This is a genomic window from Duganella sp. BJB476, assembly GCF_003416895.1.
Taxonomy (GTDB): domain Bacteria; phylum Pseudomonadota; class Gammaproteobacteria; order Burkholderiales; family Burkholderiaceae_D; genus Rugamonas.
This window is the reverse complement of sequence record NZ_QVIO01000007.1, coordinates 271858-294667: the sequence shown is the minus strand read 5'-3', so window position 1 is coordinate 294667 and position 22810 is coordinate 271858. Positions and strand designations below refer to the sequence as shown.

The 22810-nt window shown below is 63.9% G+C and carries 22 protein-coding genes; 14 read left to right on the top strand and 8 right to left on the bottom strand.

Annotation, left to right across the window (positions count from 1 at the left end):
- Positions 1 to 35 precede the first annotated feature (35 nt).
- The 4 genes from D0T21_RS25430 to D0T21_RS25415 all read left to right on the top strand — a co-directional run bounded on the left by D0T21_RS25430 (position 36) and on the right by D0T21_RS25415 (position 3299).
- A complete protein-coding gene (locus D0T21_RS25430) occupies positions 36 to 977 on the top strand; it encodes an ABC transporter ATP-binding protein (RefSeq protein ID WP_116992274.1) in 942 nt (313 codons plus the stop codon).
- Positions 978 to 987: 10 nt separating this feature from the next.
- Positions 988 to 2301, top strand: coding sequence for an ABC transporter permease (locus D0T21_RS25425; protein WP_116992275.1), 1314 nt, complete (start codon positions 988 to 990; stop codon positions 2299 to 2301).
- Between the two features lie 10 nt (positions 2302 to 2311).
- Positions 2312 to 2524, top strand: coding sequence for a DUF6434 domain-containing protein (locus tag D0T21_RS25420; RefSeq protein ID WP_116992276.1), 213 nt, complete (start codon positions 2312 to 2314; stop codon positions 2522 to 2524).
- A 100-nt stretch (positions 2525 to 2624) separates the two neighbouring features.
- Positions 2625 to 3299, top strand: a complete 675-nt coding sequence (locus D0T21_RS25415) for a hypothetical protein (protein ID WP_116992277.1) — start codon at positions 2625 to 2627, stop codon at positions 3297 to 3299.
- Here the strand turns inward: D0T21_RS25415 and metH are convergent.
- Entirely contained in the window at positions 3248 to 7021 is a 3774-nt protein-coding gene (gene metH / locus D0T21_RS25410; protein ID WP_116992278.1) for a methionine synthase, read from the bottom strand. The genes D0T21_RS25415 and metH overlap by 52 nt on opposite strands.
- A gap of 241 nt (positions 7022 to 7262) precedes the next feature.
- Here metH and D0T21_RS25405 point away from each other — a divergent pair, with 241 nt between their 5' ends.
- Positions 7263 to 8108: a glycosyltransferase gene (locus D0T21_RS25405; RefSeq protein ID WP_116992279.1), complete on the top strand. Its 846-nt coding sequence runs from the start codon at positions 7263 to 7265 to the stop codon at positions 8106 to 8108.
- Here D0T21_RS25405 and D0T21_RS25400 read toward each other — a convergent pair.
- Positions 8086 to 8718: a TetR/AcrR family transcriptional regulator gene (locus tag D0T21_RS25400; RefSeq protein WP_116992280.1), complete on the bottom strand. Its 633-nt coding sequence runs from the start codon at positions 8716 to 8718 to the stop codon at positions 8086 to 8088. The genes D0T21_RS25405 and D0T21_RS25400 overlap by 23 nt on opposite strands.
- 143 nt (positions 8719 to 8861) lie before the next feature.
- Between D0T21_RS25400 and D0T21_RS25395 the strand changes: the two genes are divergently transcribed.
- The 3 genes from D0T21_RS25395 to D0T21_RS25385 are packed head-to-tail and all read left to right on the top strand — an operon-like array spanning position 8862 to position 10954.
- On the top strand, positions 8862 to 9524 hold the full coding sequence (locus D0T21_RS25395) for a DUF3313 domain-containing protein (RefSeq protein WP_116992281.1): 663 nt from the start codon (positions 8862 to 8864) through the stop codon (positions 9522 to 9524).
- Positions 9525 to 9566: 42 nt separating this feature from the next.
- Positions 9567 to 10025 carry a hypothetical protein gene (locus tag D0T21_RS25390; RefSeq protein WP_116992282.1) on the top strand — a complete coding sequence of 153 codons (459 nt, stop codon included), beginning with the start codon at positions 9567 to 9569 and terminating at the stop codon, positions 10023 to 10025.
- On the top strand, positions 10022 to 10954 hold the full coding sequence (locus D0T21_RS25385; protein ID WP_116992283.1) for a DUF2145 domain-containing protein: 933 nt from the start codon (positions 10022 to 10024) through the stop codon (positions 10952 to 10954). Before D0T21_RS25390 ends, D0T21_RS25385 begins: the two co-directional genes overlap by 4 nt.
- On the opposite strand, the gene D0T21_RS25380 is transcribed toward D0T21_RS25385, so the two are convergent.
- Complete coding sequence (locus tag D0T21_RS25380) at positions 10951 to 11589, bottom strand: NAD(P)H-dependent oxidoreductase (RefSeq protein ID WP_116992284.1); 639 nt, start codon at positions 11587 to 11589, stop codon at positions 10951 to 10953. The two genes, D0T21_RS25385 and D0T21_RS25380, sit on opposite strands and share 4 nt — an antisense overlap.
- Before the next feature lie 102 nt (positions 11590 to 11691).
- Here D0T21_RS25380 and D0T21_RS25375 point away from each other — a divergent pair, with 102 nt between their 5' ends.
- The gene (locus D0T21_RS25375; protein ID WP_116992285.1) at positions 11692 to 12072 is read left to right on the top strand and encodes a MerR family transcriptional regulator; all 381 of its coding nucleotides are present in this window, start codon (positions 11692 to 11694) and stop codon (positions 12070 to 12072) included.
- On the opposite strand, the gene D0T21_RS25370 is transcribed toward D0T21_RS25375, so the two are convergent.
- A complete protein-coding gene (locus tag D0T21_RS25370; protein WP_116992286.1) occupies positions 12035 to 12643 on the bottom strand; it encodes a 2-hydroxychromene-2-carboxylate isomerase in 609 nt (202 codons plus the stop codon). The two genes, D0T21_RS25375 and D0T21_RS25370, sit on opposite strands and share 38 nt — an antisense overlap.
- A 2-nt stretch (positions 12644 to 12645) precedes the next feature.
- On the bottom strand, positions 12646 to 13467 hold the full coding sequence (locus tag D0T21_RS25365; RefSeq protein ID WP_116992287.1) for a CmcJ/NvfI family oxidoreductase: 822 nt from the start codon (positions 13465 to 13467) through the stop codon (positions 12646 to 12648).
- Positions 13468 to 13572: 105 nt separating this feature from the next.
- On the opposite strand from D0T21_RS25365, the gene D0T21_RS25360 reads away from it, so the two are divergent.
- Positions 13573 to 14535, top strand: a complete 963-nt coding sequence (locus D0T21_RS25360; protein ID WP_116992288.1) for a LysR substrate-binding domain-containing protein — start codon at positions 13573 to 13575, stop codon at positions 14533 to 14535.
- 4 nt (positions 14536 to 14539) lie between these two features.
- On the opposite strand, the gene fmt is transcribed toward D0T21_RS25360, so the two are convergent.
- Positions 14540 to 15496 carry a methionyl-tRNA formyltransferase gene (fmt, locus tag D0T21_RS25355; protein WP_116992289.1) on the bottom strand — a complete coding sequence of 319 codons (957 nt, stop codon included), beginning with the start codon at positions 15494 to 15496 and terminating at the stop codon, positions 14540 to 14542.
- 18 nt (positions 15497 to 15514) lie between these two features.
- Positions 15515 to 16057, bottom strand: a complete 543-nt coding sequence (gene def, locus D0T21_RS25350) for a peptide deformylase (protein WP_116992290.1) — start codon at positions 16055 to 16057, stop codon at positions 15515 to 15517.
- 256 nt (positions 16058 to 16313) lie between these two features.
- Between def and D0T21_RS25345 the strand changes: the two genes are divergently transcribed.
- The 4 genes from D0T21_RS25345 to D0T21_RS25330 all read left to right on the top strand — a co-directional run bounded on the left by D0T21_RS25345 (position 16314) and on the right by D0T21_RS25330 (position 22059).
- Complete coding sequence (locus tag D0T21_RS25345) at positions 16314 to 17423, top strand: LysM peptidoglycan-binding domain-containing protein (RefSeq protein WP_116992291.1); 1110 nt, start codon at positions 16314 to 16316, stop codon at positions 17421 to 17423.
- The gene (gene dprA / locus D0T21_RS25340) at positions 17420 to 18565 is read left to right on the top strand and encodes a DNA-processing protein DprA (RefSeq protein WP_116992292.1); all 1146 of its coding nucleotides are present in this window, start codon (positions 17420 to 17422) and stop codon (positions 18563 to 18565) included. Before D0T21_RS25345 ends, dprA begins: the two co-directional genes overlap by 4 nt.
- 67 nt (positions 18566 to 18632) lie before the next feature.
- Complete coding sequence (locus D0T21_RS25335) at positions 18633 to 19097, top strand: DUF494 family protein (RefSeq protein ID WP_116992293.1); 465 nt, start codon at positions 18633 to 18635, stop codon at positions 19095 to 19097.
- 271 nt (positions 19098 to 19368) lie between these two features.
- On the top strand, positions 19369 to 22059 hold the full coding sequence (locus D0T21_RS25330; protein ID WP_116992535.1) for a DNA topoisomerase III: 2691 nt from the start codon (positions 19369 to 19371) through the stop codon (positions 22057 to 22059).
- 147 nt (positions 22060 to 22206) lie between these two features.
- On the opposite strand, the gene D0T21_RS25325 is transcribed toward D0T21_RS25330, so the two are convergent.
- The gene (locus tag D0T21_RS25325; protein WP_116992294.1) at positions 22207 to 22809 is read right to left on the bottom strand and encodes a hypothetical protein; all 603 of its coding nucleotides are present in this window, start codon (positions 22807 to 22809) and stop codon (positions 22207 to 22209) included.
- Between the last annotated feature and the right edge of the window lies 1 nt (position 22810).

Below are 22810 nucleotides of genomic sequence, written 5' to 3'. Positions count from 1 at the left end.
TTGCCGCTTATCGAAAACACATGGTGGGATGGCTTATGGCATCGGTTTTACTCAGCGTGAATCAGGTTTCCAAATCCTACGGCGCGCGCAAGGCGGTCGATGGCGTGTCGTTCCAGGTGCAGCAGGGCCAGACGGTCGGCCTGATCGGCCCCAACGGCGCCGGCAAGTCCACCACCGTCGGCATGATCTGCGGCCTGCTCAGCGCCGACAGCGGCGGCATCGTCATGGATGGCGCACCCATCGGCCAAGGCTCCAGCGAGGCCAAGCGCAAGATCGGCTTCGTGCCGCAGGACCTGGCGCTGTATGACGATTTGTCGTCGCTGGAAAACCTCAAGCTGTTCGGCGCGCTGTACGGCCTCAAGGGCGCGCTGTTGAAGCAGCGCTGCGAGCAGGCGCTGGCGCTGGTCAACCTGGCCGACCGCGCCAACGACCAGCCCTCGACCTATTCCGGCGGCATGAAGCGCCGCCTCAACATCGCCGCCGCGCTGCTGCACGATCCGCAGCTGCTGATCCTCGACGAGCCCACCGTCGGCGTCGATCCGCAAAGCCGCAACGCCATCTTCGACACGCTGGAAACGCTGAAGGCGCAAGGCCGCTCGCTGATCTACACCAGCCACTACATGGAGGAAGTCGAGCGCCTGGCGGACCACATCGTCATCATCGACCACGGCAAGGTGCTGGCCGACGAAACCCCGGCCGCGCTGTACCGGCGCCTGCCGGCGCAGGCCGCCTTGCGCGCCGAGCTGGCCGCCGCGCCGTCGGCCGCGCTGCTGTCCGGCGTGCAGGCCCAGCCTGGCGTCACCGGCGTGCAGGGCGAGGGCAACGCGCTCGACATCGGCCTGGCCGACGCCGCCCACGCGCCGGCCGTGTTGGCCTGGCTGGTGCAGCAGGGCACGCCGCTGCTGCACTTCGCCACCGCCAAGACTTCGCTGGAAAACATCTTCCTCAACCTGACCGGCCGCAGCCTGCGCGACTGATAGGAACACTATGATTGCTTTGATCGCCCTGGTTCGCAAGGACCTGATCCTCTATCTCAACGACAAGCGCGCGCTGATGCTGCACCTGCTGATGCCGGTGGTGCTGGCGGCCTTCTTCGGTTCGCTGTTCGGCGGCGGCTCGGAAGCCAAGACCAGCAAGATCGAAGTCGGCCTGGTGCTGCAGGACCAGTCTGACAGCGGCAAGAAAATCGCCGCCGGCCTGCAAGCCGACAGCTCGCTCAAGATCATCGAACTGAGCGACGCCGAGGCGCAGGCCAAGGTCCGCGCCGGCAAGCTGTCGGTGGCAGTGGTGATCCCGGCCGGCTTCGGCGACAGCGCGGCAGACGCGCTGTTCAGCGGCCAGAACAAGCCGCAATTGCCGGTCTATTACGACCCGTCGCAATCGACCATGCTGGCCATGGTGAAGGGCTTGCTGACGCAGCAGGTGATGCAGGTGACCAGCGCCGCGGCCATGAGCCCCAAGGGCAACAAGACCACGGAACGCCAGCTGGCCGAGTTGCGCGACAGGGCCGCCAAGGATCCCGAGACGGCGCAGCTGAGCGTGTTCCTCACCAGCCTGAAGAAGTACCAGGACCAGCGCGTGGCCGCCGACGCCGAGAAGGAAGCCGCCGCCAAGGCCAGCGGCAAGCCGGCGCCGGCCGATGCGCCGGCCGGCATGAGCATGCCTTACACGACGCAGGACCAGGCGCTCAGCAGCGGTCCCAAGTACAACGGCTATGCGCACTCGTTTGCCGGCATGGGCGTGCAGTTCATCCTGTTCATGGGCATTGACATGGGCATCGGCATCTTGCTGGCGCGCCGCATGGGCATCTGGAACCGCCTGCTGGCGGCACCGGTATCGCTGGCCACGGTGCTGACGGGCCGCGCCATTTCCGGCGCCATCATCGCCATGGGCCTGATGTGCGCGATGTTTGTTTGCGCCATGCTGATCTTCAAGGTGCAGATCAGTAGCCCGATCGGCTTCCTCGGCATGGCGGCCAGCTTCGCGCTGATGACCGCGGCCTTCGGCCTGCTGATCGCCGCCTTCGGCAAGACGCCGGAAGCGGCGCGCGGCATCGCCACCTTCGCCACGCTGATCATGGTGATGCTGGGCGGCGCCTGGGTGCCGTCCTTCATCTTCCCGGAGTGGATGCAGCGGCTCACGCTGGTGGTGCCGACGCGCTGGGCGGTCGACGGTTTCGACGCCGTCACGTGGCGCGGCCTGGGGCTGGACGGCGTGCTGGCGCCGATCGCGGTGCAACTGGGCTTTGCCGCCGTGTTCGGCGGACTCGCAGGCTGGAAATTCCTGCGCGATCAGAAGTGAGGACTGGAAGATGAAATTCGATTGGCATGGTGGAGAAATTTCGCGGGCGACCGAAATTGATTCCGACTACAGGAACACGCAAAACGTGCGGCGCTTTCTTACCGACCAGTGCGGACCGGACTTCAAGTTCGACCGTGAACTGATGGCCTGGGTGCGCAGCGGAGCCGCGAAGAACATGGGCGATGTGGCGGATGAATGGTCGCGCCGCCGCATGGCGCGATAGGAGCGGGAGGTTTCTGCGTGACCAGAAGTAGTGAATTTTATTAAAGTTTCCTAGAAACAATCCGATACATAAGGATACAAATCGTTTCGTGAGCTTTTGAATGGCGCAATCCGTCAGGGCCCTGATCGCGCACTGCGTGAATCAGGTGGTCCGCCAGTATTATCCTGAACAATATTGTTCGCTGTGCCATGTGTACGCCATCGTCGGTTCCAACCTGATCAGCATCGTGCTGGGCCGGGTGTACCGGCCGGTGGCGGGCCTGGCCGCGGTCGATTGCGGCGGTGGCGAGTTGATGCGCATGATGGACAACGACGCCTTCGCCAATCCCAGTGGCGGCGCTTATCACTGCTGGATCGAATCTGCCGACGATCTGATCGCCGAGCGGGAAGTGGTCGACCTGACCTTTCGTCACAATCACATCTACGCTGAAAAGAACGGCCATGGCTGGCAACGCGCGCTGCCGCCGGATTTCCTGTGGGGGCCGCAAAGCCACATCGCCGTGCAGGCGCCGATCGACGCGATACCGGATGCCTTCCCGGACGGCATGGTCTGGCTGTATGAAACCGACGAGGGCTGGGAATGGATGACGGGCCAGTTGCTGGCGCATCAGAACGCCTTTGTGGCGCTGACGGCCGAGGCCTACAAGCTGTTCCAGGCCAGCCTGCCGCCGGACTCCGCGCTGTTGGCGCAGCCGGCAGCGAGCGGCGCCAGCGCCGCGTTGAATCAGGACAGGTTAGGGGCCAGCCAGCGCTCCATGTCGGCCTTGTCCACCTGACGGCGCGCGGCCATGTCGTTCAGCTGGTCCTCGCCGATTTTCCCGACCACGAAGTACTTCGATTCCGGGTGCGCGAAGTAGAAGCCCGACACCGCCGCACCGGGATACATCGCAAACGATTCCGTCAGCACCATGCCGATGTCTTCGGCCTGCATGGTGTTGAACATCTCGCGCTTGACGGTGTGCTCCGGGCAGGCCGGATAGCCCGGCGCCGGACGGATGCCGACATACTTCTCGGCGATCATGTCGTCGTTGCTCAGCGACTCGCCGGTGGCATAGCCCCACAGGTCGGTCCGCACGCGCTCGTGCAGGTATTCGGCGAAGGCTTCGGCCAGGCGGTCGGCCAGTGACTTCAGCATGATCGACGAGTAGTCGTCGTGCGCATCTTCAAAGCGCTGCTCGTACTTCTCGATGCCCAGGCCGGCGGTGACGGCGAACATGCCGATGTAATCCTTGATGCCCGACTCTTTCGGCGCGATGAAATCGGCCAGGCACTGGTTCGGGCGCTGCACGCCGTCCACCACCGGCTTGACGCCTTGCTGGCGCAGGCCGTAGTAGGTGAAGTCCACGGTGCCGCGGTTGTCGTCGGTGTAGATCTCGATATCGTCGTCGTTGACCGTGTTGGCCGGCAGCAGGGAGATGACGCCGTTGGCGGTCAGCCAGCGGCCGTCGATCAGCTTCTTCAGCAGCGCCTGGCCTTCGGCGTACACCTTGGTCGCCGCTTCGCCGACCACTTCATCGGTCAGGATGGCGGGGAAGGGGCCGGCCAGGTCCCAGGTCTGGAAGAACGGGCCCCAGTCGATGTACCTGGCGATGGTGGCCAGGTCGACGTTCTTGAACTCGCGGCGGCCGATGAACTTCGGCTTGACCGGCGCGGCCGCGCCGGTGAACGGCACCACCATCTTGTTGGCGCGCGCGTCCTTCAGCGACAGCATCGGCAGCGCCTTCTTGTTGGCGTGCTGCTCGCGGATGCGCACATAATCCTGCTCGATCTCGTCGATGTACTGCTGGCGGCTTTCGGGCGTCAGCAGCGACTGTGCCACCGACACCGAGCGCGAAGCATCCGGCACGTACACCACCGGGCCCTCGTAGTTGTGGGCGATCTTGACGGCGGTGTGGGCGCGGCTGGTGGTGGCGCCGCCGATCAGCAGCGGGATCTTCATCATGCGGAAGTGCTCGTCGCGCTGCATTTCCTTGGCCACGTGGGCCATCTCTTCCAACGACGGCGTGATCAGGCCGGACAGGCCGATGATGTCGGCGTTTTCCAGCTTGGCGCGCGCCAGGATCTCGGAGCAGGGCACCATCACGCCCATGTTCACCACTTCGAAGTTATTACACTGCAGGACCACCGAGACGATGTTCTTGCCGATGTCGTGCACGTCGCCCTTGACGGTGGCGATGACGATCTTGCCCTTCGGCTTGGCGACGATGCCGGTGCGCGCTTCCTCGGCCTTCTTCTCTTCCTCGATGTACGGGATCAGATGGGCCACGGCCTGCTTCATCACGCGCGCCGACTTGACCACCTGCGGCAGGAACATCTTGCCCTGACCGAACAGGTCGCCGACGATGTTCATGCCGTCCATCAGCGGGCCTTCGATCACGTGGATAGGACGGCCGTTGGCGGCCAGCACCTGCTGGCGCATCTCTTCGGTGTCATCGGTGATGAACTGGGTGATGCCGTGCACCAGCGCGTGCGCCAGGCGCTTCTCGACCGGGGCGTTGCGCCATTCCAGGTTCTGCGCATCCTGCTTGCCGGCGCCGGCCTTCAAGGTGCCGGCGATGTCGATCATGCGTTCGGTGGCGTCGTCGCGGCGGTTCAGTACCACGTCCTCGACGCGTTCGCGCAGCTCGGCCGGCAGGTCGTCATACACGCCCACCATGCCGGCGTTGACGATGCCCATGGTCATGCCGGCCTTGATGGCGTGGTACAGGAACACGGTGTGGATCGCCTCGCGCGCCGGGTCGTTGCCGCGGAAGGAGAACGAGACGTTGGACACGCCGCCCGAGATCTTCGCGTGCGGCAGGTTGTCCTTGATCCAGCGGGTGGCGTTGATGAAGTCCACCGCGTAGTTGTTGTGCTCTTCGATGCCGGTGGCGATGGCGAAGATGTTCGGGTCGAAGATGATGTCTTCCGGCGGGAAGCCGACGGTGTTCACCAGCAGCTTGTAGGCGCGCTCGCAGATTTCGGTCTTGCGCTCGAAGGTGTCGGCCTGGCCTTTTTCGTCGAAGGCCATGACGATGACGGCGGCGCCGTAGCTGCGGCACAGCTTGGCCTGGCGGATGAATTCTTCCTCGCCTTCCTTCATCGAGATCGAGTTGACGATGGACTTGCCCTGCACGCACTTCAGGCCCGCCTCGATCACCGACCATTTCGACGAGTCGATCATGATGGGCACGCGCGAGATGTCCGGTTCCGAGGCGATCAGGTTCAGGAAGCGCGTCATGGCTGCCAGCGAATCCAGCATCGCCTCGTCCATGTTGATGTCGATGACCTGGGCGCCGTTTTCCACCTGCTGGCGGGCCACGCTGAGCGCCTCGTCGTACTGCTCGTTGAGGATCATGCGCGCGAAGGCCTTGGAGCCGGTGACGTTGGTGCGCTCGCCGACGTTGACGAACAGCGAGTCGTCGTCGATGGTGAACGGCTCCAGGCCCGACAGGCGCTGCGCCACCGGCACATGCGGCACGGCGCGCGGCGTGACCTTGGCGAGGATCTCGCCGATGGCCTTGATGTGGTCCGGCGTGGTGCCGCAGCAGCCGCCGGCGATGTTGATGAAGCCCGCCTCGGCGAATTCCTTCAGCAGCGCCGAGGTGTCGGCCGGCAGCTCGTCGAAGCCGGTGTCGCTCATCGGGTTGGGCAGGCCGGCGTTCGGATAGATGCAGACAAAGGTGTCGGCGATCTGCGACAGCTCTTCGGCGTAAGGGCGCATCAGCGCCGCGCCCAGCGCGCAGTTGAGGCCGATGGTCAGCGGCTTGGCGTGGCGCACCGAGTTCCAGAAGGCCGGCACGGTCTGGCCGGACAGGATGCGGCCGGAGGCGTCGGTCACGGTGCCGGAGATCATCAGCGGCAGGCGCGGCACGCCGGGATTCTCTTCGTAGAATTTGTCGATCGCGAACAGCGCGGCCTTGCAGTTCAGCGTGTCGAAGATGGTTTCGACCAGCAGCACGTCGACGCCGCCTTTGATCAGGCCCTTGGTCTGCTGGTGGTAGGCGTCGACCAGCTGGTCGAAGGTGATGTTGCGGGCGGCCGGGTCGTTGACGTCCGGCGAGATCGATGCGGTTTTTGGCGTCGGTCCGAGCGCGCCGGCGACGAAGCGCGGCTTGTCGGCGCTGCTGTACTTGTCGCAGGCGGCGCGCGCCAGCTTGGCCGCTTGCACGTTCATCTCGTAGGCCAGGTGGCCCATGTGATAGTCGTCCTGGGCGATGGTGGTGGCGCCGAAGGTGTTGGTCTCGATCAGGTCGGCGCCGCCGGCCAGGTAGCGCTCGTGGATCTCCTGGATCACGTGTGGCTGGGTCAGCGTCAGCAGCTCGTTGTTACCCTTGACGAACAGCTCGCGCGCGCCGGAATCGACCGGGGCGGCGAAATCGATGAATCGGCCGTTGGGGCCGCCGCGGTATGCGGTTTCGTCCAGCTTGTACTGCTGGATGATGGTGCCCATCGCGCCGTCGAGGATCATGATGCGGCGCGCAAGGATCTCGCGCAATTGGGCATCGGTCTTGGACATGACAGGGCGGGACACGTTGTTATTCATTTGTTACTTTCTGTGGTCGTGGACGAGCGCGCCGGGAGTTGCTGGCGGTCTAAAATTATACGGCATCACGGAACTTGCTTCAGCAGACTGCCGCGGCGTAGCAACAATCTGCCAAATTTGCCTGTTTTTTCATCACGCAGCTTTACGACACACAACGATACGCTGGCGCTACAGTGCGCAATTCGTCTGCAACATGGTGTCGCGAGAATGGGGTATGAAAATCTCCGTCATCATTTCCGCGCACTGCAAAGGCCGCGAGCTCGAGTATGTGCTGACCGGCTACGCCATGCAAACCCGCAGGCCCGATCAAGTCATCATTGCGCAGGACGGGCGCGATCCCGCGATCGGCGCCGCGCTGGAGGCGGTGCGGCGGCGCGGCTGGACCATCCCGCTGCTGTACCAGAACCAGGAGCAGCGCGGCTTCGGCAAGTACCGCGCCCTGAATCGCGCCATCCTGGCCGCCAGCGGCGACCTGCTGCTGTTCACCGATGGCGACTGTATTCCGCGCGACGATTACGTGGCCAATTTTGTGCGGCTGATGCGGCGCGGGATCTTCCTGTCGGGCGGCAGCCATGTCAGCATCCCGGAATCCTTCCACCAGCGGCACGACCTGCTGGAGGCGGTGCGCGACCAGAGCTTGTTCGACTACCGCTACCTGAGCGCGATACCGGGCTTTTGCAAGAACGCCAACCGGCTCACCCGCAAGCGCTGGCTGGCGCGTGCGCTGGACCTGCTCACCCAGCGCAATGCCTTCAGCGGCTCCAACAGTTGCGCCTGGCGTGACGATGTGCTGGCCGTGGGCGGCTTCGACGAGCAGATGGCCTACGGCGGAGGCGACCTGAACATGGGCCTGCGCCTGAACCACATCGGCGTGCGCGGCGTGCGGGCGCGGCATTCGCTGGTCAGCCTGCACCTGGACCATGGCCGCAGCTACTACTGCGCCGACAAGGAGCGCGCCAACCACGACTGGAACCGGCAAGTGCGCCACAGCCGCCTGGTGCTGCCGCGCGAATCGCGGATTTGCGACGAGACGTTCTTCAATCTGCCTGTGCAGGCCTAGGCGTCGCGCCGGCAAAGAACATGTCGGTGGCGCGCTTTACCACTTGCCGGATCTCCTGCTGCGACAGCGGCGGCGGGTCGCGCTGGTACAGGCGCACATCCACTTCCGCCGTCAGTAGCGACAGGAACTGCTGCGCGGTGACCTTGGGATCGGCCTGGCGGATGTCGCCGCGCTCCATGGCGCCCGACAGCACCGCCGCCAGCGTCTCCACCGAGGTGCGCGGGCCGGCGTCATAGAACAGCTGGCCGACATCGGAGCGGCCGGCCTCAGCCACCACCATGCGGTAGACCGCCAGCGCGCTCTTGTCGTTGGCCAGCACACCCAGCATCCGCACGCCGAAATGCTCCAGCGCCGACTCCAGCCCGGCGCGGCCCATCGGGGCGGTCGCTAATTCCCGCGTTGCATCGGCCAGGTGGCCGGTGGCGCAGGATTGCACGACCGCGACAAACAGCGCTTCCTTGGACGGGAAGTAGCCGTACAGCGTGACTTTCGATCCCCCCCAGCGCTTCGCCACCTCATTCATCGACGCGCCGTCGTAGCCGGCTTCCTGAAACAGCGCGTCGGCTGCCTCAATGATGGCCTGGCGGCGCGCCTCGGTACGTACCTTCATTCCCACTCCATATCTGAACCCTGTCGTACATTTTATGCGCAAACACGCTTGACAGTGGGGGCTAATCACTCAATACTGTACCAGTGTGTTCAGTTATGGAAATCTTGAACGGTTGCTTCTTCCCTCACAAATAAGGCCATGCCATGCACTCCTCGCTCAAATTACAGTTTCCCATCCTGCTCGCCCTGTGCGGCGCAATCGCCGGTTGCGCCAGCACCCGGCCGGTCGCTTATGGCGGCCTGGCGTCGGCAGCCCAGCTGCGTCCGAACGTGGATGACAAGTCCGGACGCGTTCCCTACAGTTATTCGACGGCGGTGACGCTGCGCGATTATTCAAGCATCATCATCGATCCGGTGCTGGTCTATCGCGGCCAGGACAGCCAGTTCGAGGAGGTGAGCGATGAGCAGAAGGACATGCTGGCCGCTTACATGCAGGGCGAGTTCGAGTCCAAGCTGCGCAACCGCCTGCGGATCAGCAGGGATGCCGGCTGGAAAACGCTGCGCCTGAAACTGACGCTGACCGGCGCCAAGTCGAGCACGCGCTTCCTCAGCACGGTGACGCGCTTCGACCTGGTCGGCGGCCCGTACAACATCGTGCAGAGCATACGCGGCAAGGAAGGCACGTTCACCGGATCGGTGAGCTATGCGGTGGAGCTGTACGACGCCAGCACCAACCTGCTGGTGAGCGCATATGTCGCCAAGCAGTATCCCAGTCCGATGAATATCTCGGCCAGCCTGGGGCCGATGGACGCGTCCAAGGCCGGCATAGAGAAAGGCGCGGACGAGTTGCTGGCCGTGTTCAATTGAAAACCTCTATACTTGCTGTTTGAAAAAAACCGAGGATATCCGATGCCTATTTCCCTGCCATTCCGCCTCATCGCCGCCGCCGGCGCGCTGGGCCTGGCCCTGCATGCCAACGCCGAAAGTTTCGCCTCGTCGGCGTCGAGTGCCGGTTCCGCATCCAGCGGTAGCATTTCCGATTCGCTGAACGGTTCGAGCAACAGCTCGAGCGGCGACAAGCGCAAGGTCGCCGACGGCGAGTACCACATCATCCAGATCGCCGCCACGCCGGAGCACGCCGACCGCACCCGCATCACCATGCAGGCCAACGATCCGGCGCAGCGCATCGTGCTGGACCTGCCGCAGACCACCTTCGACAAGCAGCAGCTGGCCGTCGGCGACGCGATGTATGCGCAGAACCGCGTGTACGGCATCGAGTTCGGTCGCGGCGACACGCATCAGCCGTTCTACCTGGTGCTGGCCGACGAGTGGTACGGCGAGCTGGCCTCGCGTCCGGTCAGCCTTTGACGCCAGCCCGCGCGCTGGTGCTGGTCGCGTTGACCTGCGCGGCGCTCGGTGCGGGGGGGGCGGCGCAGGCCGCCGGCTCGTCCGGCTCGTCCGGCTCTTCGCGCTTTTGCGATCGCGGCGAGCCGCTGTCCGCAGCCGAGCAAGACCGCCTGCTGCGCTTTGCCGCCGTGCTGCGCGAGGAACTGGCCGGCGCCGACGATGGCGTGGCGCTGGTCAGCCGTTCGGGCCTGGACTTGTCGCGCTTCGGTATCCGCTACTCGCATGCGGCGCTGGCTTGGCGCTCGGAGACCGGCGCCTGGTCCGCGCGCCAGCTGTACTATGCCTGCGATGAACGCCGCCCCCGGATCTTCGACCAGGGCCTGGCCGGCTTCGCGCTCGGCACCGACGATCCGGCGCTGGGCTACGTTTCCGTGGTGCGCCTGCCGGTGGAGGGGATCGCCGCGCTGCGTCCGGCGCTGCTCGATGGGCCGCGCGTGCAGCATCTGCTGGCGTCCCAATACAGCGCCAGCGCCTACGCGTTCAGCGTGCGCTACCAGAATTGCAATCAATGGGTGATGGAGATGCTGGCCGCCGGCTGGGGCGATCTGCCCGACGGCGACGACCTGCGCGCACGCGCGCAAACCTGGCTGCGCGATGAACGCTACACGCCGCAACCGGTGCAAGTGGGTTCGCGCTTCCTGATGCTGGCGTCGCACTTCGTGCCGTTGCTGCATCTGGACGATCATCCGGACGAGGACCGTTCGGCCATGCAGCTGCGTATCAGCCTGCCGTCCACAGTGGAGGCGTTCGTGCGTCAGCGCTATCCTGCCAGCGAGCGCGTCGAGCTATGCCACGACGATGAGCGTATCGTCATCCATCGTGGCTGGACGCCCATCGCCGCTGGCTGCAAGCCGGGCGAGGGCGACCGTGTGGTGCAACTGCGGGATTAAGCGATTTCGGTGATCAAGTTGGGACGCGAACGGCGCACCTTCTTGAGGTTGACCAGCCAGTCGCCTTCCGGCTGACGATAGCCGATCGGCAGCATCACCACGCTGCGCAGCTTGCGTTCCTTCAGCGACAGGATCTGGTCGACGGCGGCCGGATCGAAGCCTTCCATCGGCGTGGCGTCGACGCCTTCAAACGCAGCCGCCACCATGGCCACGCCCAGCGCGATGTACGCCTGGCGCGCGGCCGAATCGAAATTGGCTTGCTGGCCGCGCGCGGCCACAATGCCCAGCAACTGCTTGCGATAGGCTTCCCAGCCTTCGTTGATGAAGCCGCGCTGCTCGTTGGTCAGGTCGAACATCATGTTGACGCGATCGGCCGTGATGTCGTCCCACGCCGCGAACACCAGCAGGTGCGAGCTCTCCGTGATCTGGCCCTGGTTCCAGCCTACCGCCTGGATCTTGGCGCGCAGGTCAGGGTTGGTGACGACGAAGACTTCGAACGGCTGCAGGCCGCTGGAGGTCGGCGCCAGGCGGATCGCTTCCAGGATGTGTTCCAGTTTTTCATCGCTTACCGTCTTGGCGGGATCGAACTTCTTGGTGGCGTAGCGCCAGTTCAGTTTGTCAATTACATCGGTCATTTGTGAACTCCAGTGTTAAATCGTGAATGCGCCCCCAGTTAGCAAGCTCTGGAGTACCGTTCTATAATAAGTTTCAAGTCAACTTGAGAGTCAAGGCATAAAATGAAAATAGGTGAATTGGCCCGGAAGTCGGGGTTGACCCCATCAGCGATCCGGTTTTATGAGGAGCAGGGCTTGTTGGCGCCCATTTCACGCACCGCTGCTGGTTATCGCGAATACTCCAACTATGCGATGGAGCGGCTGCACGTGATCCAGGTGTCGAAGCGCTTGGGATTTTCGCTCGACGTCATCCGGGGCATGTTTGGCGAAAACGGCCAATGCCTGAAAACGGAGATCCTGGAGCGCACGGAAACCCGCCTGCGTGAAGTAGAGGAGCAGCAGGAGGCGTTGGCGAGCCAACACCGTGAGTTGCTGGCGCTGCGCGCCATCCTGCGCGACGAGAGTGTCAGCCGGCCGTTTTGCGAGAACCTGGCGGTGAACTGAAGGCCATCGCCAGCGCGTCGTCCAGCCGGTCATTCCCCCAGAACATGGCGTCGCCGACCAGGAAGGTGGGCGCGCCGAAGATGTGGCGGGCCTTGGCCTGCTCGGTGCGTTCGCGCAGCCTGGCCTTGTTCTGGTCCGCTTGCGCGGCGTGCAGGATGGCTGGCGCGTCTTGTCCCAGTGCGGACAATATCTCTGTCATGCATTGTTCGCTGGCGATGTCGCGGTCTTCTGCGAAGTTGGCCAGCATGGTGCGCTCGCAGAAGTCGGTTATCCACGGCTGCTCTTCGCACAGGATGCCGATGCGCGCCGCCAGCAGCGAGTTGCGCGGGAAGGTGGACGGCTGCCGCCACGGCAGGCCGTACTTGGCGCACTGGCGCGGCATGTCCTGCCATACGTAGGCGCCTTTGTCTTTCTGTAGCACGAACGGCGAGTTGTTCCAGCCGGCGTCCTTGAAGATGGGGCCAAGAAGGAAGGGGCGCCACACCACGCCGTCCGGCGCCAGCTGGCGGATGCGCATCACGCTCAAGTAGCTGTAGTTGCTGGCGAAGTCGAACCAGAATTCCATTTTCATTTTTATCTCCCCTTGTAGATCAGCAGGCAGCGGATTTCTATGCTTTCCCGTAGCGGCGCATCGGCCGGCGCGTCGGCGTGTTCGAAGGCGGCGTGCGGGGTGTACCTGGCCACCGGTCCGGGCGTGGAATCGAACTGTTTGAACACCAGTACCTCGTCGCGCGTCATCGCCGGGAAGTATGACCATGCGTGATCCGTATTGTGCACTGCCTGGTAGATTTCGCCGTTCCGCTCCGGATAAAAAATATCGCTGGCCACCAGGTCGGCGGGTGTGGCGCTGCGGGCGTCGCAGACGGCCAGCGGTGCGTCGAGTACCGGATGGCGAATCGAGCGCCACAGGTTGACGATGCTGTAGCGCTGGACCTGTGCCGTGTCGCCGTGCAGTTCCAGTTCCAGCCTGCGTTGCGCCGATGCCGGCGTGAAGTCGCAATGCACGCGGCCTGCCGCACCGGGACGTTGGCCTTCGATGCGACCAAAGGCTTGCGGCGAGCCGGGCGTGCGTTTGCGGACCAGGTGGTCGAACACGAAGGCCTGGCTAGCGCCGGTCAGCGCCAGGGCCAGCTCGGCTACCTCGGGATAGTAGCGCCGCACGACTTCTTCCTTGTCCGTGAAATCGCGTACGGCGCTGGGTGCGTGGCGCAGCAGATAGCCTTCGCGGTCCAGCGACAAGTGCGTGTCGGCGCGGGCATCGCGTATCGTCACCGGCACGCGCTCGTAGCTGGCGTTTTGCCACGGCTGTCCGTCCGGCGGCGGGTACATGTAGGTGTATGGACGGTCCGATGTCGGCCGCAAGTACTCCAGTGTGGCGGTGGTTGTGTGTGTCATCGCTTCCTCCCTGAAAGCTCCATTGAATCCGATCGCCGTGCCGCGCTCAAACGATATTCTCGGCGCTTTCACATTCCCAATTCGCATGCGTGATACATTCTTGGAATGGTTAATCGTCTTTTGGATCTTCCCCCGCTGGACTTGCTGCGCAGCCTGGTCGCAGTCGGCCAGCGCATGAGTATCACGCTCGCCGCGCAGGACATGTGCGTGACCCAATCTGCGCTCAGCCGCCAGATACAGGCGCTGGAGGCCACGCTGGGTTATCGCGTGCTGGTGCGCGGCCATCGCTCCATCGAGTTCACTGCTGAGGGGCGGCGCCTGTTCCGCCATGCCGATGCGATGCTGGAGCAATTGGGCGAAGTAGTCGCCAGCCTGCGGCCCGGCGATGGGCGCCAGGCGGTGACCATCAGCGCCAGTATCGGCGTGACGGCCTTGTGGATACTGCCTCGCTTGAATGCCTTCCAGCAGGCTGCGCCGCAGATCGATGTGCGCGTGGCGGCCAGTAATCGTTTTGTCGACCTGGAGCGCGAGCAGGTGGATTTGTCGCTGCGCTATTGCCGGCCGCAGGATGCGCCCGAAGGCGCATTGCGCCTGTTCGACGAGGCGCTGGTGCCGGTGGCGCATCCGGCCTTGGCGGTGACTGCGATCGAGGATGCGGCGCAGTTGCGCAAGCAGGTGCTGTTGGAGTTTGACGATGTGTCGCGCCCGTGGCTGCAATGGCCGGCGTGGTTGCGCGGCGCTGGTGCGGGCCGTGTCAAACCGAAGGGCGTGCTGCGGTTTAATCAGTACGATCAGGTGGTGCAGGCCGCGTTGGCGGGGCAGGGCGTGGCGCTGGGCCGATTGGAATTGGTGCGGCCCTTGCTGGAGCAGGGCAAGCTGGCGCTGGCCAGCGCGCTACCGGCGACGACCAGCGATTATGCATACTGGCTGATTGCCCGCAGCGCGCTCAGCGCGGATGCGGTCGTGGTGCGGGATTGGATACGTGAAGAGGCTGTGTGCAGCGGCGGACCGCTCAACGCCGGTCGCGCGGCGCGGCGGAAGGCCAAGGCGCGCGCCAGCGTAGCTTAAAGCATCAGGCGAAGCTTAGGCCTTCGAGCGGGAAGCCTTTGATGAACTCCGCCGCAGGCAAGCGCTTGCCGCCCGGCTTTTGCAGTTCCGTCAGGCGCAGCGAACCGCTGCCGCAGGAAACCACGATGCCATGCTGCGCATCGGCCGCCAGTACCTGGCCGGCCGGCGCCTTGCTGTCGGCTTCCAGCACTTCTGCGCCCCACAGCTTGACGTTGACGCCGTTGACCGCCCCATGCGCGCCAGGGAAGGGATTGAAGGCGCGGATCTTGCGGCTGATCTCCACCGCCGATTGCGTGAAGTCCAGCGCCGCTTCTTCCTTGCTGATCTTGGCGGCGTAGTTGACGCCCGCTTCCGGCTGCGGCACGGCTTCCAGCTGGCCGTGCTGCATCTTGCGCAGCGCTTCGACGATCATCTTGCCGCCCAACGCGGCCAGCTTGTCGTGCACCATGCCAGTGGTGTCCTGCTCGCCGATGGCGATGCGCTCGATCAGCAGCATCGGGCCGGTGTCCAGGCCTTCTTCCATCTCCATGATGGTGATGCCGGTCTCGCTGTCGCCGGCCTCGATGGCGCGGTGGATGGGCGCGGCGCCGCGCCAGCGCGGCAGCAGCGAACCGTGGATGTTCAGGCAGGGCTTGATGTCCAGCGTGGCGCGCGGCAGGATCAGGCCGTAGGCCGCCACCACCATCACGTCATACGGCGTGGACAGCAAACGCGCATGTGCTTCCTTCGCCTGCTTGGCGCGCACCGGATCCTTGCTGTCGGTGCGCAGCGACAGCGGCTGCAGCACCTCGATGCCTTGCGCCAGCGCGTACTGCTTGACGGCCGATGGCTGCAGATGCATGCCGCGTCCGGCCGGACGGTCCGGCTGGGTCAGCACCAGCGGAATCTCGAAGCCCGCCTCGTGCAAGGCTTGCAGCGCCACGGCGGCAAATTCCGGCGTGCCGGCGAAGATGACTTTCATGCGTTATCCCTGGACGGCTTAGAAACGGCGGCCGGCGGCGCGCAGCTGGGCTTCGCGCGCCATGCCGCGCTCTTCCTTGACGAGCTTGGCCTTGATGCGGTTGCGCTTCAGCGGCGACAGGTATTCGACGAAGACCTTGCCCAGCAGGTGATCCATTTCGTGCTGGATGCAGACCGCCAGCAGGCCGTCGGCTTCCACTTCGAAAGGCTGGCCCTTGACGTCCAGCGCGCGCACCTTGATCTGGGCGTGGCGTTCGACGCCGTCGTAGATGCCCGGCACCGACAGGCAGCCTTCGTCGTAGACCTGCTTCTCTTCGCTGGCCCAGATGATTTCCGGATTGATGTAGGCGACCAGCGCGTCCTTGGTTTCGGAAATGTCGATCACGACCAGTTGTTCGTGCACGTCGACCTGCGACGCGGCCAGACCGATGCCCGGCGCTTCGTACATGGTTTCGGCCATGTCGGCGACCAGTTGTTCCAGTTTGGCGTCGAAGACGGTGACTGGGGTGGCGACTTTATGCAGACGCGGATCGGGGTAACGCAAAATATTTAAGATGGCCATATGCTGTACTGTGTTGATAACTAAGTGAAAACTAAGTGATTGCCTTGATAACGCGCGCCGCGTCGAGGGCGTCGCCGCCGTCATTTTCCCGATCAAAAATGCAACAACCGCGCGGGCTGCGATTGCGCGGTTTCTCTTGCTAGTTCAGGGTTTTATGGGCAGAATTTGATTCAATTTAGCAAGCCTTTTCCGTTGATTGGGCGCTTCTTGCTATCGTGTGCCTGCGCAATTTATGGCGCATTTACTGGATCTACTAATGAAAAATTTTAGCACAGTCGGCACCCGCTTAGTATTAGCGGCTCTTTTTTCGGGCTTGACTGCGGCTTCCGCTGAGCCGTTGAAATGCGAGTTTCGCGCCGATGCGCCGGACCAGCACCTGGTGGTCAAGGGCGATACGCTGTGGGATATTTCCGGTAAATTCCTTGAGCGTCCCTGGTGCTGGCCTACCGTCTGGGGCATGAACCGAGAGGAAATCGCCAATCCGCACTGGATTTATCCGGGCCAGATCATCTGGTTCGACCGCGCCGCCGGTCGCCTGCGCCTGGGCAACAAGATCGACGCCAGCAACGACGGCAGCAACAGCGCCTCCGACCTGCGCCTGAAGCCGCAGCTGCGCACCGAGGGCTTGGGCAAGGATGCCGTGACGTCTATCCCGGCCGGCGTCATCGAACCCTTCCTGACCCAGCCGCTGATCATCGAAAACGACGAGCTGGCCGGCGCGCCGCGCGTCGTGGCCACGCAGGACGGCCACGTATTCCTCGGCAAGGACGACAAGGCTTATGTGCGCGGCGACCTGAAGGGCGGCACCTCGTTCCAGGTGTTTCGTCCCGGCAGCCCGCTGAAAGATCCGATCACCAAGGCCGTCATCGGCTACGAGGCGTTCTACCTCGGCACGCTGAAATTGCAGACCGAAGCCCAGCCGGGCGCCGGCAGCGACGTCCACACCTTCCTGGTCGCCAGCGCCAAGGAAGAGATGGGCAAGGGCGACCAGCTGCGCGCGATTCCGCCGATGCCGATGCAAAACTACGTGCCACATCCGCCCGAGCAGAAGGTCGGCGCGCGGGTGGTGGCGATTTACGGCGGCGTCACGCACGCCGGGCAGAACCAGGTTGTCAGCATTAATCGCGGAAAGCTTGATGGACTCGACATCGGCTCCGTGCTGCAGCTGTACCATGCGGGGAAGACTGTCAGCGACGCCACGGCCGCCAAAAGTTGGCTGGGCATGCGCGAACAGCAGGTCAAGCTGCCGGACGAGGAAGTGGGCAGCTTGTTTATCTTCCGCGTGTTTAAGCATATTTCCTACGGCTTGATCATGCAGGTGTCGGCGCCGGTGGAAGTGGGCGACGTCGCCAAGTCGCCGGAGTGACCCGCGCCGTGCAAGCCACGGATACCCTTACTGCCACGTTCCAGCCCGTCAGCGCCGCCGCGCTGGCGGGCTGGTTGCGTCTGGAGATGACGGACGGCGTCGGCCTGGGGAGCGCGCACCGGCTGCTGGAGCGGTTCGTCACGCCGGAGGCGATCTTCAGCGCCGGGCGCAGCGCGCTGCTGGACGAGGTCAAGCCCGGGCAGGCCGATGCGCTGCTGCAAGCGCCGCCGGACCGGCTGGCGGCCCTGGTCGACGCCACGCTGGCCTGGCAGCAGCAGCCGGGCAACCGCCTGTTGAGCTACGACCATCCCGATTATCCCGAGGCGCTGCGCAACATCGCCGCCGCGCCGCTGCTGCTGTACCTGAAGGGCCGGGCTGAACTGCTGGGGCGTCCGTCGCTGGCCGTGGTGGGCGCGCGCAACGCCAGCGCCCAGGGCATGCTGAACGCCGACCGCATGGCGCAGGCCTTGTCCGAGGCCGGGCTGACCATTGTTTCCGGGCTGGCGCTGGGCATCGACGCGGCCGCGCACGCCGGCGGCCTGAACGGGCCGGGCAGCACCATCGCCGTGATTGGCACCGGCCCCGACCGCATTTATCCGGCCCGCAACAACGCACTGGCGCGCCGTATCGCCGAGGAGGGCTGCATCGTTAGCGAATATGCGCTGGGCACGCCGCCGCTGCGCGACAACTTTCCGCGCCGTAACCGCGTCATCAGCGGCCTGGCGCGCGGCGTGCTGGTGGTGGAGGCGGCCGCCAAGTCCGGTTCCCTGATCACGGCGAAGCTGGCGATAGAGCAGGGCAAGGAGTTGTACGCGATCCCCGGCTCGATCCACGCCACGCTGGCCAAGGGCTGCCATGCGCTGATACGCGAGGACGGCGCCAAGCTGGTCGAGACGGCGGCCGACATATTGACCGACCTCAAGCTGCTCAAGCCCGGCGCGCACGGCGCGCGGCCGGCGCTGGACGATACTTTTGTCGACCGCGTGCTGGAGGCGCTGGGCGAGCATCCGGCCGGCGCCGACCTGCTGGCGCTGCGGCTGAACCAGTCCGCCGCCGACTTGCAGGGGCAGCTGCTGGCGCTGGAACTGGCCGGCCTGGTCGAGCGTTTGCCAGGTGGCATGTTTCAGCGTTTGCGCGCATGATGGGTTGACGAAAAGGTGATCGGTCCGGCACTTGTGTCCGATCTGTTTTAACTGATAGAGTAGAGCCATGTTCGACATCCTTGTTTATCTCTACGAGACTTACTATCGTCCCGATGCCTGCCCGGAACCGGCCGCATTGGCCAAGAAACTGTCGGCTGTCGGTTTTGACGATGTCGAGATTTCCGAGGCGCTGGTCTGGCTGACCGACCTGAACGCGATGGCCGGGGTGGAGCACACGCTGACCGCATCCTCCACCGGCACCCGTTTCTACGTGGAAGAAGAGCAGGATGTGCTGGGATCGGCCGCGATCGGCTTCATCCAGTTCCTGGAGTCGGCCAAGGTGTTGTCGCCGTTGCAGCGCGAAATCGTCGTCGAGCGCGCCCTGGCGCTGGAAGAGGCGCCGGTATCGCTGGGCAAGCTCAAGGTCATCGTGCTGATGTTGCTCTGGAGCCAAGGCAAGGAACCGGACGCGCTGATGTTCGACGACCTGTTCGGCTCGGACGAAGATCAGGCGCCCCGCCTGCTGCACTAATATAGACCGCCGCAGATAGACCGCCGCAGCGGCCCGTAGTCCCCCTGAAGTAATGAATTAAGCAACATTCGCGTGGGCGATACGCTGTATTGCCGCTGTGCGACGCGGTTTGCTTGCAGTCTGGCCGACAACGCGCTTATCATTGGCGCTTTGACAAGACTGTGACGCCTCGGCCTTGCCATCCGCATCGCAAAAGTGCAGACTGCGACACGATCCATGTATGATGCGCATGCTGCACCCATCCCAAGTGTTAAAAAACGAGATACAAAATATGACCAAAACCCTCATCATCGCCGAGAAGCCTTCTGTCGCGAACGACATCGCGAAGACGCTTGGCGGCTTTACCAAGCACGATGAGTACTTTGAATCCGACGAGTACGTGCTGTCCTCCGCCGTCGGTCACCTGCTGGAAATTGCCGTACCGGAAGAACACGACGTCAAGCGCGGCAAATGGAGCTTCGCCCACCTGCCGATGATCCCGCCGTACTTCGCGCTGAACCCGATCGCCAAGACCGAGGCGCGCCTCAAGGTGCTCAACAAGCTGATCAAGCGCAAAGACGTCACTACCCTGATCAACGCATGTGACGCGGGCCGCGAAGGCGAGTTGATTTTCCGTTTGATCGCGCAGAACGCCAAGGCCAAGCAACCGGTCAAGCGCCTGTGGCTGCAATCGATGACGCCCGGCGCGATCCGCGAAGGCTTCACCCAGTTGCGTACCGACGAAGACATGATGCCGCTGGCCGACGCCGCCCGTTGCCGCTCGGAAGCCGACTGGCTGATCGGCATCAACGGCACCCGCGCGATGACCGCGTTCAACTCGAAAGAGGGCGGTTTCTACCTGACCACCGTGGGCCGCGTGCAGACGCCGACCCTGTCGATCGTGGTCGAGCGGGAAGAGAAGATCAAGAAATTCGTCTCGCGCGACTTCTGGGAAGTACGCGCCGAGTTCGTTTGCGCGGCCGGCGTCTACGAAGGCCGCTGGCTGGACACCAAGTTCAAGAAGGACGAGACCGACCCGGAAAAACGCGCCGAGCGCCTGTGGAGCAAGGCTGCTGCCGACTCCATCGCGCTGGCCGTGCGCGGCAAGCAGGGCGCCGTCACCGAGGAATCCAAGCCGACCACGTCGATGGCGCCCGCGCTGTTCGACCTGACCAGCTTGCAGCGTGAAGCCAACTCGCGTTTCGGCTTCTCGGCCAAGAACACGCTGGGCCTGGCCCAGGCGCTGTACGAAAAGCACAAAGTGCTGACCTACCCGCGTACCGATTCGCGCCACCTGCCGGAAGATTACATTCCGACCGTGATGCAGGCGCTGGAAGTGGTCAAGGAAAATCCTAACTACCACCAGTTCGCCAAGCAGATCCTGGACAAGAAGTGGGTCAAGCCGAACAAGCGCATCTTCGACAACACCAAGATCTCGGATCACTTCGCGATCATTCCGACCACCATCGCGCCGAAGAATTTGTCCGAGCCGGAACAGAAGCTGTACGACCTGGTCACGCGCCGCTTCATGGCCGTGTTCTTCCCGCCTGCCGAGTTCCAGGTCACCACCCGCTACACCGAAGTGTCCGGCCATCAGTTCAAGACTGAAGGCAAGGTCATGACCAACCCGGGCTGGCTGGCGATCTACGGCAAGGAAGCCTCGTCGGACGACGACAAGGAAGGCAACGCCAACGGCAACCTGGTACCGGTCGCCAAGGGCGAGAAGGTGCTGACCGACACGGTCAACGCCAACGGCCTGGTCACCAAGCCGCCTGCGCGCTACACCGAGGCGACGTTGCTGTCGGCGATGGAAGGCGCGGGCAAGCTGGTCGAGGACGACGAACTGCGCGATGCGATGGCCGGCAAGGGCCTGGGCACGCCAGCGACGCGCGCCGCCACCATCGAGGGCCTGCTGACCGAGCGCTACCTGCTGCGCGAAGGCCGCGAACTGATGCCGACCGCGAAAGCGTTCCAGCTGATGACGCTGCTGCGCGGCCTGGGCGTGAACGAACTGACCGCGCCGGAACTGACCGGCGAATGGGAATACAAGCTGTCGCAAATGGAGAAGGGCAAGATCTCGCGTGACGAGTTCATGCGTGAAATCGCCCAGATGACGCAGATCATCGTCAAGCGCGCCAAGGAATACGACAACGATACGATCCCGGGTGATTACCACACCCTGCACACGCCGTGCCCGAACTGCGGCAGCGTGGTCAAGGAAAACTATCGTCGCTTCGCCTGCACCAAGTGCGAATTCTCGATGAGCAAAACGCCGGGCAGCCGCCAGTTTGAAATCGAGGAAGTGGAGCAGTTGCTGAAGGACCGCACCATCGGCCCGCTGCAAGGTTTCCGCTCGAAGATGGGACGTCCGTTCGCGGCCATCCTGCGCATCGTGCGCGACGAAGAGATCAAGAACTTCAAGCTGGAGTTCGACTTCGGCCAGAACGACGATTCGGAAGATGCCGAGCCGGTCGACTTCACTGGACAGACCGCCTTGGGCCCATGTCCGAAGTGCGCCGGCGGCGTGTACGAGATGGGTCTGGCATATGTTTGCGAAAACAGCGTCGCCAAGCCGAAGACTTGCGACTTCCGCAGCGGCCGCATCATCCTGCAACAGGAGATCTTGCCTGAGCAGATGGCCAAGCTGCTCAACGATGGCAAGACCGACCTGCTGCCGGGTTTTGTCTCGCAGCGCACTCGTCGTCCGTTCAAGGCCTTCCTGACCAAGGGCAAGGACGGCAAGATCAGCTTCGAGTTCGAAGAGCGCAAAGCCAAGGCTCCGGCCAAAGGCAAAGCGGCCGCGGTAGCGGACGACGGCGCGGACGGTGCGGCAGAAGGCGCGGCGCCAGCGAAGAAAGCCCCGGCCAAGAAGGCCGCCGCAGCCAAGGCTCCGGCCAAGGCGGCGGCAGTCAGGAAGCCGGCGGCCAAGAAAGCGCCAGCCAAAAAAGCAGCCCCTAAAAAGGCCGCCGCGACCGCAGAGTAACCTTCGGCAGCGCCAACAAAAACGGGACCTTGATGGTCCCGTTTTTCATGCTGGGGTCAAGTCTGACATTCGGACACGGCCAGAGCCGTAGTTTGCCGTTTGTGGCCGAGCTCGTGTCCGAATGTCAGACTTGACCCTCGGCTGGCGTTAGACGCGCCAGGGCTTGCCCGGCTTCATGGGGACCTCGATCAGTTCGCCGGTTTGCCATTGCAGCACTTGCTCCTTGCTGAGTACGACCGCGTGGGTGGGCGTGGCCAAGTTGGTGGCGATGGCGATCCATTGTTGCTGCTCGCGCCGATAGACTGTGATCTCGCAAGCTCCGCTCGGGCTGCCGCAGGCCCAGGCCATCCAGTCGTCGCTGATCAGCAGGTAGGCTAGCTGGTCGTTGTGCTGATCTTCCAGCCGTACGCCGTGCATGGCGCCGCTCGGTTCGCGATACCAGTCTTCTTCGTAGCTGTTGTCGAGGCCGGTTTCGTGGACGTGGTCGGCGTCGTCGAAGCGCATCCAGCCGGCGTCGAGCTCGCTGCTGAGGGCGGGGTAGGCGATGGCGGGGTGCCAGGTGCAGCGCTCGCCTTCCACCACGGTTTCGCCGGCGAAACCGTTGATGCCGATGCGGTCGACGGGAATGCGCAGGTCGATGTGATAGCGCGCCGCCTGGAACCACCACACTTGGGTGGTCAGGTCGCTGCTGCCGTTGCTGCGCCAGATGCCGCTGCGGCGCCACAAGCCTTCGTATTCTGCTGGAACCATG

Excerpts from the sequence above, each read along its gene's own strand:
- D0T21_RS25390 (WP_116992282.1), top strand. The coding sequence starts at position 9,567 with ATGCCTATTTCCCTGCCATTCCGCCTCATCGCCGCCGCCGGCGCGCTG.
- D0T21_RS25395 (WP_116992281.1), top strand. The coding sequence starts at position 8,862 with ATGCACTCCTCGCTCAAATTACAGTTTCCCATCCTGCTCGCCCTGTGC.
- D0T21_RS25425 (WP_116992275.1), top strand. The coding sequence starts at position 988 with ATGATTGCTTTGATCGCCCTGGTTCGCAAGGACCTGATCCTCTATCTC.
- D0T21_RS25415 (WP_116992277.1), top strand. The coding sequence starts at position 2,625 with ATGGCGCAATCCGTCAGGGCCCTGATCGCGCACTGCGTGAATCAGGTG.
- D0T21_RS25380 (WP_116992284.1), bottom strand. The coding sequence starts at position 11,589 with ATGACCGATGTAATTGACAAACTGAACTGGCGCTACGCCACCAAGAAG.
- D0T21_RS25420 (WP_116992276.1), top strand. The coding sequence starts at position 2,312 with ATGAAATTCGATTGGCATGGTGGAGAAATTTCGCGGGCGACCGAAATT.
- D0T21_RS25370 (WP_116992286.1), bottom strand. The coding sequence starts at position 12,643 with ATGAAAATGGAATTCTGGTTCGACTTCGCCAGCAACTACAGCTACTTG.
- D0T21_RS25360 (WP_116992288.1), top strand. The coding sequence starts at position 13,573 with ATGGTTAATCGTCTTTTGGATCTTCCCCCGCTGGACTTGCTGCGCAGC.
- D0T21_RS25375 (WP_116992285.1), top strand. The coding sequence starts at position 11,692 with ATGAAAATAGGTGAATTGGCCCGGAAGTCGGGGTTGACCCCATCAGCG.
- def (WP_116992290.1), bottom strand. The coding sequence starts at position 16,057 with ATGGCCATCTTAAATATTTTGCGTTACCCCGATCCGCGTCTGCATAAA.
- D0T21_RS25335 (WP_116992293.1), top strand. The coding sequence starts at position 18,633 with ATGTTCGACATCCTTGTTTATCTCTACGAGACTTACTATCGTCCCGAT.
- D0T21_RS25330 (WP_116992535.1), top strand. The coding sequence starts at position 19,369 with ATGACCAAAACCCTCATCATCGCCGAGAAGCCTTCTGTCGCGAACGAC.
- D0T21_RS25405 (WP_116992279.1), top strand. The coding sequence starts at position 7,263 with ATGAAAATCTCCGTCATCATTTCCGCGCACTGCAAAGGCCGCGAGCTC.
- fmt (WP_116992289.1), bottom strand. The coding sequence starts at position 15,496 with ATGAAAGTCATCTTCGCCGGCACGCCGGAATTTGCCGCCGTGGCGCTG.
- D0T21_RS25400 (WP_116992280.1), bottom strand. The coding sequence starts at position 8,718 with ATGAAGGTACGTACCGAGGCGCGCCGCCAGGCCATCATTGAGGCAGCC.
- D0T21_RS25365 (WP_116992287.1), bottom strand. The coding sequence starts at position 13,467 with ATGACACACACAACCACCGCCACACTGGAGTACTTGCGGCCGACATCG.
- metH (WP_116992278.1), bottom strand. The coding sequence starts at position 7,021 with ATGTCCAAGACCGATGCCCAATTGCGCGAGATCCTTGCGCGCCGCATC.
- D0T21_RS25430 (WP_116992274.1), top strand. The coding sequence starts at position 36 with ATGGCATCGGTTTTACTCAGCGTGAATCAGGTTTCCAAATCCTACGGC.
- D0T21_RS25345 (WP_116992291.1), top strand. The coding sequence starts at position 16,314 with ATGAAAAATTTTAGCACAGTCGGCACCCGCTTAGTATTAGCGGCTCTT.
- D0T21_RS25325 (WP_116992294.1), bottom strand. The coding sequence starts at position 22,809 with ATGGTTCCAGCAGAATACGAAGGCTTGTGGCGCCGCAGCGGCATCTGG.